This is a genomic window from Streptomyces sp. NPDC127097 (genome assembly GCF_042724075.1).
Taxonomy (GTDB): Bacteria; Actinomycetota; Actinomycetes; order Streptomycetales; family Streptomycetaceae; genus Streptomyces.
Genome location: NZ_JBHXFI010000029.1, coordinates 28,117 through 40,543, shown reverse-complemented (window position 1 = coordinate 40,543; position 12,427 = coordinate 28,117). Strand labels below are relative to the sequence as shown.

At 67.8% G+C, this 12,427-nt stretch carries 10 protein-coding genes and 1 pseudogene; 4 read left to right on the top strand and 7 right to left on the bottom strand.

Translation table 11 applies throughout. From position 1 onward, the window contains the following. The first annotated feature begins 781 nt into the window (after positions 1-781). Positions 782-1,027 carry a hypothetical protein gene (locus ACFWJW_RS22090; protein WP_387243916.1) on the top strand — a complete coding sequence of 82 codons (246 nt, stop codon included), beginning with the start codon at positions 782-784 and terminating at the stop codon, positions 1,025-1,027. A gap of 598 nt (positions 1,028-1,625) precedes the next feature. On the opposite strand, the gene ACFWJW_RS22085 is transcribed toward ACFWJW_RS22090, so the two are convergent. Next, the gene (locus ACFWJW_RS22085) at positions 1,626-2,828 is read right to left on the bottom strand and encodes a DUF2993 domain-containing protein (RefSeq protein ID WP_387243913.1); all 1,203 of its coding nucleotides are present in this window, start codon (positions 2,826-2,828) and stop codon (positions 1,626-1,628) included. 241 nt (positions 2,829-3,069) lie between these two features. Between ACFWJW_RS22085 and ACFWJW_RS22080 the strand changes: the two genes are divergently transcribed. Beyond that, complete coding sequence (locus tag ACFWJW_RS22080) at positions 3,070-3,951, top strand: LLM class F420-dependent oxidoreductase (protein WP_387243910.1); 882 nt, start codon at positions 3,070-3,072, stop codon at positions 3,949-3,951. Between the two features lie 129 nt (positions 3,952-4,080). Continuing rightward, positions 4,081-4,710 (top strand): annotated as a pseudogene (locus ACFWJW_RS22075) (histidine phosphatase family protein); the annotation flags it as partial. A gap of 46 nt (positions 4,711-4,756) precedes the next feature. Here the strand turns inward: ACFWJW_RS22075 and ACFWJW_RS22070 are convergent. From ACFWJW_RS22070 to ACFWJW_RS22055, 4 genes are all read right to left on the bottom strand, one after another. Then, positions 4,757-6,118 carry an aldehyde dehydrogenase family protein gene (locus ACFWJW_RS22070; protein WP_387243907.1) on the bottom strand — a complete coding sequence of 454 codons (1,362 nt, stop codon included), beginning with the start codon at positions 6,116-6,118 and terminating at the stop codon, positions 4,757-4,759. Continuing rightward, the gene (locus ACFWJW_RS22065) at positions 6,118-7,176 is read right to left on the bottom strand and encodes an AMP-binding protein (RefSeq protein WP_387243904.1); all 1,059 of its coding nucleotides are present in this window, start codon (positions 7,174-7,176) and stop codon (positions 6,118-6,120) included. The genes ACFWJW_RS22070 and ACFWJW_RS22065 overlap by 1 nt, the downstream gene beginning before the upstream one ends. A 68-nt stretch (positions 7,177-7,244) precedes the next feature. Continuing rightward, positions 7,245-8,339 carry an NAD(P)/FAD-dependent oxidoreductase gene (locus ACFWJW_RS22060; protein ID WP_387243901.1) on the bottom strand — a complete coding sequence of 365 codons (1,095 nt, stop codon included), beginning with the start codon at positions 8,337-8,339 and terminating at the stop codon, positions 7,245-7,247. Next, on the bottom strand, positions 8,336-9,304 hold the full coding sequence (locus ACFWJW_RS22055) for a hypothetical protein (protein WP_387243899.1): 969 nt from the start codon (positions 9,302-9,304) through the stop codon (positions 8,336-8,338). The genes ACFWJW_RS22060 and ACFWJW_RS22055 overlap by 4 nt, the downstream gene beginning before the upstream one ends. Before the next feature lie 353 nt (positions 9,305-9,657). On the opposite strand from ACFWJW_RS22055, the gene ACFWJW_RS22050 reads away from it, so the two are divergent. Next, positions 9,658-9,954, top strand: coding sequence for a hypothetical protein (locus ACFWJW_RS22050; protein WP_387243895.1), 297 nt, complete (start codon positions 9,658-9,660; stop codon positions 9,952-9,954). 291 nt (positions 9,955-10,245) lie between these two features. Here the strand turns inward: ACFWJW_RS22050 and ACFWJW_RS22045 are convergent, their stop codons facing one another. Together ACFWJW_RS22045 and ACFWJW_RS22040 are read right to left on the bottom strand one after the other, a co-directional pair. Beyond that, a complete protein-coding gene (locus tag ACFWJW_RS22045; RefSeq protein WP_387243892.1) occupies positions 10,246-11,532 on the bottom strand; it encodes an MFS transporter in 1,287 nt (428 codons plus the stop codon). Then, positions 11,516-12,391: a TauD/TfdA dioxygenase family protein gene (locus ACFWJW_RS22040; protein WP_387243889.1), complete on the bottom strand. Its 876-nt coding sequence runs from the start codon at positions 12,389-12,391 to the stop codon at positions 11,516-11,518. The genes ACFWJW_RS22045 and ACFWJW_RS22040 overlap by 17 nt, the downstream gene beginning before the upstream one ends. Between the last annotated feature and the right edge of the window lie 36 nt (positions 12,392-12,427).

Genomic DNA, 12,427 nt, shown 5'->3' with positions numbered 1-12,427 from the left:
CCGCCGGCCGGGCCGCCGGTTTTGCGGCATCGGGGGAATCGGAAGAGGCAGTCGTGCGAGGACCGGCCTTGGACACCGGCTCCGTTGCGAACGCGACGGCGGGCGCGGCCAGTACGGCGGCGGGCGCTATCACGGCGGCCGCTGCGGCGGCCGTCAGGGTGCGGCGAATCTTCATCCAGCAGACCTTTCGTATCCCAAGTGCCGCCTGGACGGCACAGGTTGACGTCGTCATGTTCAGGACGCAGGTGTGCGTGAGCGCGCATGCAGACATGCCGTACATGTACACACCTGCGCCTCATGTAGGAGGACTCGCTCTGCGAGAAGGTTCCACACTCAAGTCACTGAAGTGGCGCATGGGAGCGCAACGGCGACGGCCATACGCGAGAGACGAGTCACGAGACGCGAGACGCGACGAAACACAGCAAACCCCTCGACATGGCGACTCGACCGTGCCGCGTTCTCCGAGTGGTAATGAGTGCGCCAGCCGGGTGATCGTCGCCGCGTGCCCCGGTCCGGAAGCGCTCCGGTTCGAGCGCGACAGAAACACTGGCGAGCGGTCTGACGACGGGAGCAGCCATGAACATCATCGGGACCCGGAGCCTGGAGAGCTCGGTGGTGCGCCGATCGCACCGCCGGTGTTGCTCACGTACTGCGTCGGCGCCGGTCCGCCCGCCCCGTCGGACCCAAAGGATCCACGCAAGCCGCTGGACATCCTCAAGCGGTAGCCGATCCCCAGGCCACTCTCACCCTCTGATCTCCCCCTCTGACTTGAAGGAGTGTCATGAAGAACAACAAGAAGAACGAGTTCAAGTTCGTCGTCACCGGCGTGGACCTCACTGAGGAGCAGCAGGAACAGGTCAGCCGGGCGATCGCCCAGGCCGGCGCCTTGGCGCTGGGCCACCTCGCGCCGCACGACGCCGTGGGGGTGCGGCTGAACCCGAAGCTCCGCTGGTACGGCAGACCGATCGCCGGCGTGGTCGAGGAGCTCCAGGAGTTCGCCTTCTCGGAGGCTGGGATCGACCGATGAGTCACGGTGGGGCGGACGGGGCGGAGCCTTGCGCCGGCTCGCTGAGAGCCTGTCCGAGTGCCTCGTGTACGCCTGGTGTCTCTCTGCTCGGTGTGATGACTGATGCCGGGCGACTGGCCTATCTCCCGCTGCCGGTGTCCGTCGATCAGAAGTTCGCCGACCAGCTGGAAGCATCCGGCAGACCGGAGAGCCGCTACCGGTTCACCGGGCCGTGTGCCGAGGGCGGCTGCCCTCAGTGGACAGGCAGCGCCTGCGACGTCATCGACCATCTTCTGGACGAACCGAACGAGGCCGAGCAAGCCCGCCTCCGGCCGGCGCCCGGGTCGGCGAACGAGGACCGATCGCTCCCGGCCTGCGGTATCCGCAGTGACTGCCGCTGGTTCTCACAGCGGGGTGCCGCAGCATGCGCGGTCTGTCCGGCGATCGTGGCGGATGTTGGTGGGACAGCGACGTATCAATCCATCCACAGGCCGTGATCCTCCGGTCGTCGCTGCCGATCGCTGCCGATCGCTGCCCGAGACGCGTTCCCCACCACACGACCATGATCGACGATCAGGAAAGCTCGTTGCCTTACTGCCAACCACCAGGCACGAGCTCGCTAGCCCACCGGTACGTCCTTGCCGGTCAGGTGCGCCCGAATGCCGTTCTTCGTCACGGATATGTCGCGCAGGCAAATGTCGCCCGGCAGGTTGTCCGGCAGCTGCGCGGAGAACTCCATCTGCTGCGCGACCTTCGGCTCCCGGAGCTTCTGTAGGCCCTGGATGAGCGAGGGATCGATGCCGGTGGGCTTGAGCAGCGACGGATGGTCCACCAGCGTGTCCAGCACGCCGCCCTTCATCATCTGCTGCGGAACGACGTGCTTCCCGGCCGCCTGTTGCAACGCGCCCTCGTCCATCTTTTCGGCGACGGGTGCAGTCAGCTGCAAGCCACCGCCCTTGCCCGGTGTGTACGTGAGCAGGCCGGGCACCACTACGCGCGTGTCCTGCACGGTCATGCGCAGGCCGCGGTCCCCGGTGCGCTGCAACTGCGCACGGCCCCGGACCTCGGCCTGCTTGTCGCCCACCGGCAGGTCGCCGCCGGCCAGCACCGTGTTCTTCCCGGGGCCGGGCCTCAAGTGGATCTGCGACGCGCCGACTTCGCGGTTCAGGTCCTTGAAGTCCAGCAGGATGTCGCCGCGTACCCGGCTCAGCACCGCGCCCTTGACCGAGGACGGCAGGCTGCCGACGATCCGGATGCCGTCCACCGCCCCCTCCCCCTCGGCGACGGAGACCGGCCCGGCGTCGACATCGGGGACGTTGACCTCGACGTGGTCGATGTTGCCCGCGAGCACCTGCCCGATGAACGGGAAGCTGTCGATGTGCACCTCGGGCTCGGCGTGCAGCTTCAGCGCCTTCTGCACCTGCTGCGCCGCCAGGTTCTCCGCGTAGAGCACGGCCCACCGGTCCCCGAGCGCGAGAAACGCAAGAACGATGGCCAGCGCGACGACCACCTTGGCGGTCCTCCGCACGATCCGCCGCGGCTTGCGAGCGGCCCGCGGGTGCTCCGTCTCATCGCCGGTGCTCGTGTTGCCGGTGCCTGCGTCGGCGGCGGTAGCGCTAGCGGTAGCGGCGGCGGCACTGCCGGTGCCGGTACCGGAGTCGGCGCCGGCGGTGTGGCCCTGGGTCGACGAGGCGTCCGGCCCTTCACCGCCCTGGGGCGACGGCTTGTCCGGGCACTGGTTGTCCGAGGCCGGGCCGTCCTGGGCAATACGGCTCGCCGGTACCAACGGCTCGGTGTCTGCGGAAGGTTCGTTGGAAGGCATCGCCACCATGCGACCACAGCCCGGGCACTCGAACCAAGTTGTGCACAGGCTTCGAGAGATTCATGCCGAGGGCGGCGAAGCCGGAGTCGGTGCGGTGCCCGCCGCTGCGTCCAGTTGAAGATGGTTTGTGATGGCCGCGGTCTTCTCGTAATGGGTGACAATGCGCGCCATTGCTTGAAGCGGTTGATGCACGGCTCGACGGTGTCGTAAGGGAAAAATTACCGTATGGTATACAGGCGTAATGCATTTACAGCGCCCGTTCCGCTTCGGTGTCAACATGTTCGTTCCCGGTTCGCGACGCGAGTGGAGCGCGAAGTGCCGGAGAGCCGAGGAACTCGGTTTCGATGTGGTCGGAGTGGCCGATCACCTGGAATTCTCCGCTCCGTTTCCAGCAATGGTGCTCGCAGCCGAAATGACCGAACGGGTACGGCTGAGTACGTTCGTGTTGAACACACCGTTCTACAACCCCGTCCTTCTCGCGCGTGACGTGGCGAGCACCGACCAATTCGTCGACGGGCGTATGGAACTCGGGCTCGGCGCAGGCTACGTGAAGGCCGAGTACGACACCGCGGGGCTACCGTTCCCCAGCGGTGGAAGGCGGATCGAGCAGCTGGAACGGGCGGTCACCACGTTGCGTTCTCTGTTTGAGGACACGGAATATCAGCCGCGTCCGGCCCAGCCCTCCGGGCCACCCCTGCTGATTGGGGGCTGGGGCGACCGGCTGCTGCGGCTGGCCGCCACGCACGCCGACATCATCGCCTTCACCGGCGGCTGGGCCAGCGCCACCGGTGAGGTACTTCATCTGGCCGGAATCGCGCAGACGGAAGAACGGGTCGCCTACGTGCGCGGCCTGCTCGGTGACCGCGCCGACGCCGTGGAGCTGAATATCCTGGTGCAGCAGGTGATTCCGCCCGCCGAACGCGCCTCGCTACCCGACAGGTTCGAGCCGCTGCTGCCCGACTCCACGGACAGCCCAGAAGAGCTGCCTTCTGTGTTGGTCGGAACCCCGGCGGAGATGGCGCAGCAACTCAAGGAACGCCGCGAACGCTACGGCTTCACCTACTTCACGGTCATGGAATACAACATGGAGAACTTCGCGCCGGTCATCGCCGCGCTGCGCTGAACTGCGCACACTTCGCCACCATGCCGCCGGCGCACGGGGGCTATGACCGAAAGGGGAGACCCGATTCGCATCGGCTCCGGAACCAATCGTGGAACGGCCGGCGTTGATTTCGCGCTCGCCGGCCAGGACACCGCCACGACCCTTCTGCTGCTACGCCACGGTGAGACGGCATTGACACCGGAGAAGCGGTTGTCCGGCAGCGGCGGCTCCGACCCGGCGTTGTCGGAGGCCGGGCGGCGGCAGGCCGAGGCCGCCGGGAGGAGGCTCGTGGCACGCGGCGCGGTGCAGGCGGTGGTGTCCTCACCGCTGCGCCGGGCCCAGCAGACGGCCGAGACGGCGGCACGACGGCTGGGCCTGGAAGTCCGAGTCGACGAAGGGCTCACCGAGGCGGATTTCGGTGTCTGGGAGGGACTGACGTTCGCCGAGGTGCGCGAGCGCTACCCGGACGAGATGGCAGCGTGGCTCGCCTCTCCGGAGGCGGTGCCGGGCGGAACCGGGGAGACCTTCACCGCGGTTGCGCGCCGGGCCGCGCTCGCGCGGGACCGCCTCCTGGCGCGGTACGAGGGGCAGACGGTGCTGGTCGTTTCGCATGTCGGGGTGTTGCGGACGCTGATTCGGCTGGCGCTGGGCGCGCCGCCCGAGTCGCTGTTCCGGATGGAGCTGTCGGCGGCCTCGCTGTCGGCCGTGGCCTATGACGGAAAGGGGAATGCGTCGGTGCGATTGCTGAACGACACATCGCACCTGGCGGACCACCACTGACCTCGGCAGCCGAGGAGGGCGCTGCCCGGCGCAGCGCCCTCCTCGGTCAGCATCGAATGGTCTTGGTGCGCATGAGGAATTCAGCGAGATAGCCGTCGTGCGGCAGTCCGTGCTCCATCCACGGTGTCGGATGGTCACCGACATAGACGTTGGCGATGGTCGGCTCGGCCATCAATGCGTCGATCAGGTCCGCGTCGGTGGTGACGGCGGTGAGCACGAGGGTGTCGCGCAGCGGCCGGATCCCGGCGTCGCGGTCCCACGGTGCGATCCACGCACAGGGGAAACCCAATTCCATCCCGAGCTGTTCGGCGAACGGGCTGTCGAGCTGGTGCACCGCCGGCCGGAGCACCGCGGAACCATCGCCGAGATCGTCGACGATTCCGTCACCGCCGAGCCACGCCTTGGTGCCCGCCGCCCGCTGCCGCAGATACGCGTCCCACCGGCGGGCGGGACCGACGGGCATCACGGGCAGGACGGCGCGTTCGTCCGTCGCGGGCAGGCTGGGCAGCGCGGCGAGGCGTTCGGCGATCGCCGCGGCCACGGGGGAAGGGTCGCCCTCGACCAGTACACCGGTGGCGTTGACGCAACCGACGCCCCCACCACTGCTGATCGACTCCACGAGGGTGTCGACGATCGGCTCCCACTCGGTTTCGGCGGTGATGAGTATCTTGGAGCGCCCGGGGCCCTGCGGCAGAATGCGCGGATCACCCGCGTATTTGCCCACGACATCCGCACCGCCGTACACCATGCCGAGATCGGCGTGCCGGAGGATGTCGCCGGCCACGTGGTGGTCGGTGGGCAGCAACGCGATTCCCTCGTCGCCGAAACCGGCCTCGCGCAGGGCAGTGACCAGCCGATGCGGGGTGAACGGCTCACGACGGGAGGGACGCACGGCAACGCGATAGCCGAGCGCGAGGGCATCGAACCAACCCTGGTGCACCGCAGGGTGATTGCCCGCCGCATGGACGGCGAACACCTCACCGCGCCGGGTCCACAACGCCGCACCGCCCCGAGCCCGCGGATCGCGCCACGAGCCGACCGCGGCGGCCGGCCGCGCGTTCTCCACGGTGTGGTGGATCCGCTCGGCGGCCCGCGCGATGTCGTCGCTGGCATCGCGCACCACCGTGATCGGTATCCCGGTGACCGCGCTGACCGTTTGCTGATATTCCTCCGGCGTCAGTCCCGCGATCGACTGCGTGGCGAAAGCCCGGCCCGCGCGTGCGAACGCCGCGATCCGGGTGTCGACGGGTAGCGCCGGCGCTCGGCGCAGGGCCTGCATCGCGCGGGTGATGTAGAGCGAGGGTGCGAGACTCAGTGTCGCGACGGGTTTTCCGGCAAGATCTCGAATGGTCTCCTGGCGCCGGGGCCGATAGGAGCCGCCGGGGCCGAGAACGTCCAGGGACCACATCAGTACACGCCCTCGATCACCGTCGTGTCACCGAAGGACGCCACGGGTGCGACGTCCGCGACCGCATCACCGAAGCCGCCGGCCACCGGTGCGATCCGGGTTGCGTAGTCCCGCTCGATGTTGTTGACCAGCAAGGCACTTCGGCTCATGTGATGCAGCACTATCTGCCCGCGCTCGCCGTACGGAACGACCCGGCCGGTGGCGGGGTCGGTCACCCGGAACGTGGTGTACGGAGCGAAGGAGTCGAACACGCACGGCTCGTCGTCACCGAGGCCGGGTCGCTCCACCGATGTCCCCAGCATCATCGTGCCGCCGTACCCGCCGACGAACTTGGCGCTTCCGAATACCTCGTCGCGCAGCAGATCTCGGGTGTCCGCGTCCAGATGTGTGCCGCCCCAGATGATGGCGCGGACCTTCCGGTTCACCAACTCGACCAGCTCGTCGTGCTGCGCGAGGCGCTCCAGCATCGGCGGGGTGGCGAAGAGGACGCCCACATCCTGGCCGGCCAGGATGTAGCCGACCTGTTCGATGAGGTGGTCGGTGTATGCCTCGGCCATGTCCGTCCGGCCCTGCGCGAGCATCTTCTTCACCCATCGCGGGTCCAGATCGATGCTGAAGTTCAGCCCACCCCGAGCCATCGCGGTGTCGACCGCCATTGCTCCGACATTGTGCGGTCCGGTGGGAACCGCACTGAGCCAGTCGACATTTCGAGGTACGCCGTGCGCATCCAGTCGCTCACTGAACCATTCGACGCTGCGCCGATGCCACTCCGCGGCGTACATCACTCGCTTGGGCTGCCCTGTGGTGCCGCCGCTTTCGTAGACGGCCGCCCCGTGCTCGTCACCGTAGCCACGGGGAATCAGGTCACGGACGCCGACATCGCGCAGCTCGTCCACCACATTGGGAAATAAGCCTAGGTCGTCGAAGTCCCGGACATCGGTCAGCGGATCGAAGTCGAGGTCCTTGGCGCGCTTCAGCCAGAACGGTGACCCGGTCTCCGGACTGAAGTGCCACCGCATCATCTCCCGGACGAACTCTCCGTCAGCGTGCTCGACCATGGATTTCCTCTCGAAAGAATTGAATGAATGCCCGGCGAGAACGCGGGATCGCCTCCTGTTGGACCGGTTCACGCCGCGCAGCGGGCGGTGGAGAGACCGGAAATATCGGTCCAGGACTCCTTGTCGAGCACGAGGTCTCGGATGATCTCTCCGGCGGCAGGCGCTTGGCACAGTCCCTGACCGGAGAATCCCGCCGCGTAGAGGAACGGGCGGGAACGGTCGCGGCCGATGAAAGCCATCCCGTCCGGACTGACGTCGAGGTCTCCGCTCCACCCGTTGTCGAGCCCGTGGCCGGCGAGGGCCGGGTAGGTCGTGCCGAGATGGTTCGACACCCGTTGCAGCCAGGTCTGGCGGGTTTCGTCCGGGGCGGGGCGGCCCATCCCGACGAGGATGCGGTCTCCCCAGCTTCGGATCCGCAGGCTGGACGGGTGCATGGTCATCGGCAGAGCGTTGCGCGGGGCGCTACCAGGGGTGTCGGTCAGGAGCATTTCGACGGGGTATGTGGTCACCGGAAGGTACACGTCGGCCATGGCGGCGACCGTTCCCGCCCAGGGGCCCGCGGCGCAGACGATGGTGTCGGCGCGGATGCTGCCCGCGGGCGTGTGGACCCGTCCATCCGGGTCGATGCCGGTGACGGGTGTTTCCGTGCGCAGGATGGCGCCGGCCTGCTGGGCGGCGATGGCGTAACCGCGCACGATCGCGGCGGGATCGCAGGCGTACGCCTCGGGCGACCAGGCTGCCGCCAGGATGGTTCGCTCGTCGACCAGCGGGTTGAGCCGCGCCGCTTCGGCAGCGGTCACGAGTTCCACGTCCACTCCGGCTGCCTGCTGGGCAGCTTGGGTGTGCCGGAAGTCCTGCACCTGGCCTTCGTCGGTGAACAGCACGAGTAAGCCGATACGCCGCAAACCGAGATCGATTCCGGTCCGTTCGGTGAAGGCGTGGTAGGCCGCCAGGCTCCGGGCGGCGAGGCTGCTGATGAGAGCGTTGCCGGGAAAGTAGGTACGCACGACGCCCGCAGTGGTCCCGGACGATCCCGATCCGAGCGCGCCACGCTCCAGCAGGACGGTACCGACGCCCGCCTCGGCGAGCTGGCACGCGATGGAGTTGCCGATGACGCCCCCGCCGATGACGACGGCGTCCGTGCGTTCGGGGAGTGGGCTCACGACTGGCCGACCGATTCCTTGAGGCGCAGTTGGCGCAGGTGGTCTCCGGCGTCCCACGGGTACAGGTGCAGATTCCAACCGCCCAAACAGTTGACGTAGAGGGCAAGTTGGCTCACCACGCTCAAGAAATCGTCGCGATCGAGCTGGTCGAGGCAGGCCAGGAAGCGCTGGGTGAAACTCCACAGCTGCTCCAGGCCGCAGTAGCCCAGGAACTCGGCCGGAAGACCGACCAGCAGGCGCGCCATGTGACGCAAGGAATCCATCGGCATGCCCTGGACCGTGGCCCGGACCAGACCACCGTAGGTGGCATACCCCAGCGGGCGGGTCTCGCCGTTGACGAACAGCAGAGTGGGTAGCACCGTCTCAAAACTCCCTGCCCCGGAAGGGATCACCCCCTCGTGGAGGTCAGCGAGCTCCTGTGGTGCGGACAGCCAAGCCCGGTCGGTCGCGGTGTACACGTCGTGGATGAGACGTTTCGCGTCGGGATCCGCGGCGGTCAGATGCGGAATACGGTGGCCGCCTTCGGTTCCCGCCTTCCGGACCTCCGCCAGGATCGGCTTCTTCGTCGAATAGACCGAATCCCAGACCGCCTGCCCGGCCTCCAGCAGTGCGGGAATGTCCTCCTGCCGGATCCGGCCCACCGGGGAGGCCGGCATCGGTTCGGTCAACGTGCCGTACTTGATGCCCAAATGCTGTAGCGCGGAGCAGAATACGGTCCCATCGGGCGCCTCGCGTCGATCTGCGATCCGAGTGGACGCGGATAAATGCAGCAGCGACGGGATCGGTGCCGCGTGATAGAGATGCTGCCCCGCCACCAGCGCGTGTCCTTGCAGACTCTGGTAGGGCAACGCCTCCCACAGCGCGTCGACGAGTTCAGGGTTGCGGCCGTCGAGTTCCGCGGTCACGGTGATACCCAGGTCGGGCCAGGCGATCTCGATATGCCGACCGGAAAGCGTTTCAGTCAAGATTTTCCCCTTCGTTCTGTGAGATGTGCCGTGGCTGTTTCTCTGCGAAAGAAGATCTCGTCTACGTCCTTGCGAGTGCGCGCTGTTGCTGGTTGAGCTGTTGCTGGCGGACGGCGCGGAGCGCATGCGGCAGGGCGGTACCCGTCCGGGGCTGATGCGGATCGTGTGCAGCACGCGTCAGCTGTTCAGCTGGGCGAAGGGCCGCTCTGCGAGGGCTCGTAGGCGTGCAGGGGCGGTGGCGGTCAGCGCCTGCACGTTCGTGCCGTGTTCGCGGTGATTGGCCTGGTAGGGCGCACCCGGGTGCCCTCGGTGGCCAGGCTTGAAGCCGGCGCGGCGAGGGCATCGATGCCCTCGTGGACGTAGCGGCGGGCGGTTTTGGTGCCGGTCCCGAAAGTGGGATCCGAGCGGTTCAAGGTGTCGCCGGGCACGGCGAGATGCGCTCAGTCACCTGCCGGGAATTCACCTGGCCGGCGGCATGCTTGATGAGCCATTCATATCGCTCGGGAATGGACGTGAATTTTTCGAGTCTCGCACAAATGGCGGACTCCACACAATTGTTAGCAAATCCTCAACAATATTTCGCGCATACCGGCACCACAAGTCAGGCCGAAATGCCCGTACTCCAGATTGCCTGGCATATCTTTACGTGATCGCCCCTCCGACACATCGAGGAAGAGGTATGCAATACAACAGCTTAACTGGATCGCCAACTTGCCACTGCCAACCGAACCGGTCTAACGAGGATTCCTCCCATCTGCCGAGGTCTTCCTAAACGATGCCGCCGCTCAATGAGAGAGTACATGCCAGAACCAACTGGTCAACCCTGGACATCGAATTCGCCCCAAAGCGCTCATGCAGCGCCGGTGGATGTCCGGAAACCGTCCGGCAGGCCGATGCCGGTGACCGGGCACGAGCACGGCCGTGGGCGCGGGGTGCGCGGTTCATGTCGGGAGCTCCGTTTTCCTGCGGGCCCGGGCCGAGGCCGAGACGAGACCCTGGTCGTAATGGCGTCTGCCGAGAGCGAAGGCCAGGCCCGCCGCGAGGGAGACGAGCGGGATCACGCCGAGTGCGGCATGCAGGCCCATGCGGTCGGCGAGCAGGCCGGTGACCGCGGGTCCGGGTGCCAGGCCCAGCAGGCTGTTGGCGAGGGTGAGCGTGGCCATGGCCGTCGCCGCGACGGCTGCCGGGGTCAGGCTCGCCACCATGGCAGCGGCGGGGCCCGCGGTGGCGTTGGACAGCAGGGTGCCGATGCCGACGAGAACGAGTTGCGGTGTGCCGGGAGGCAGGTGGAACCCTGCCGTGAGCAGGATCAGCGACCCGGCGCTGCACACGATGGCCACGGTCCATTTGAGATGGCGGTTCCCGCGTCCGAGCCGGTCGCAGACCAGGCCGCCACCGATCATGCCGATCCCGGTGATCACCGCGAAGGCTCCGGCGGCGAGCCCGGCGCCGGCGGGTGCCAGACCGTAGGAGCGATCGAGGAAGCTCGGCATCCAGGCCAGCAGCGCCATCGCGAGGAACATCTGTAGCCCGCTGCCGACATAGGCGCACAGGACGGAGACGGAGGAGAACAGCCGCGGCAGCAGCGACCGTACCGAGCCCGCTGTGCCCGGTGCGGCCCCGCGCTCGACGCCGGCCGCCGCCAGCTTCCGCTCCGTCACGACGACGCCATAGACGGCGGCCAGGGCCAGGCCGAACAGCCCCATGACGCCGAACGTCCAGCGCCAGCCCAGGTGTTGGGACACCACCCCGCCGATCGACACGCCGAGCACCGACCCGAAGGCGCCGCCCGCGATGAACGCGCCGGAGAGGGTGGCCCGCAGGCCCACCGGGAACACGCTCAGCACCACCGCGATGCCGACGCTCCCATACGCCGCCTCCCCCACGCCGACCATGAAGCGGCCCAGGAACATCTGCCCGTAGCCGGCGGAGACGGCGCAGCCCAGGGTCGCCAGGCTCCACACCACCGCCGCCAGGACCAGGCTCCTGACCCGGCCCCAGCGGTCGGCGAGCAGCGACAGCGGGACGGTCAGCAGGCCGACCATCAGGGCGACGATGCCGCTCAAGGAGCCCAACTGGGCGTCCGAGAGCATCCAATCGGCCTTCAGCAGCGGAAACACCGCGTTCAGGACCTGCCGCGACATGTAGTCGGACAGCAGAAGTCCGAAGCTGAGGGCGAAGACCAGCCACGCGTAGCCGCGGGTCACCGGCTCAGCGGGGCCGGTCACCGGCGATCCCGGCGCGTTCCATCTTGCGGACGGCGGGCCAGTAGTCCTGGACGGCGTAGTGCTGCGTGGAGCGGTTGTCCCAGATGGCCACACTGTTCTCGGTCCAGCGCCAGCGGACCTGGTACTCGGGGATCGCCGCCTGACTGATCAGGTAGTTCAACAGGAGGCCCGCGCCGGGGGCGTGGTCCTGGCCGAACCGCACGTTCTCGGGGGTGTGGTGGTTGACGAAGTGAGTGGTGAAGGCATTGACGAAGAGGATCTTCTCGCCCGTCTCCGGGTGGGTGCGCACCACCGGGTGCTCCGGGTCCGGGTAACGGGCCTTGAGCTCGTGGCGCTGTTCCGTCGGCAGGACCGCGCCGAAGCTCGCTTCGATGCTGTGCCGGGCGCGCAGGCCCGCGATCTGTGTGCGGAGGTGCTCGGGGAGCCTGCGGTATGCCTCGGCCATGTTCACCCAGATCGTGTCACCGCCCACCTCGGGCGTCTCGACGCAGCGCAGCACCGCGCCCATGGGCGGGCGGTCGCGCCAGGTCGCGTCGCAGTGCAGGGCGTTCTCGTAGTGCTCGGGCTTGCTGTCCAGGTCCTTGTAGATGCGGACGAGGCCGGGGTGGTCGGGGTCGCTGCCGAGGACCGGGTGGTCCTCCAACGGGCCGAGGCGTGCGGCGAAGGCGACGTGGTCGGCCCGGGTCAGGTCCTGATCGCGCAGGAACAACACCTTGTGGCGGAGCAGGAGTTGCCTGATCTCGGCGAAGAGGAGGTCGTCGTGAGCGGCGTCGCTGAGCTGGACTCCGTGCAGTTCGGCTCCGATGGTGCAGGTCAGGGGCTCGGCCTGGATCCGGGTGCGGGTGGAGGTCTGCGTCATGGCATCTCCTGGGGCGGCTTGGGGAGTGCGGGGGAT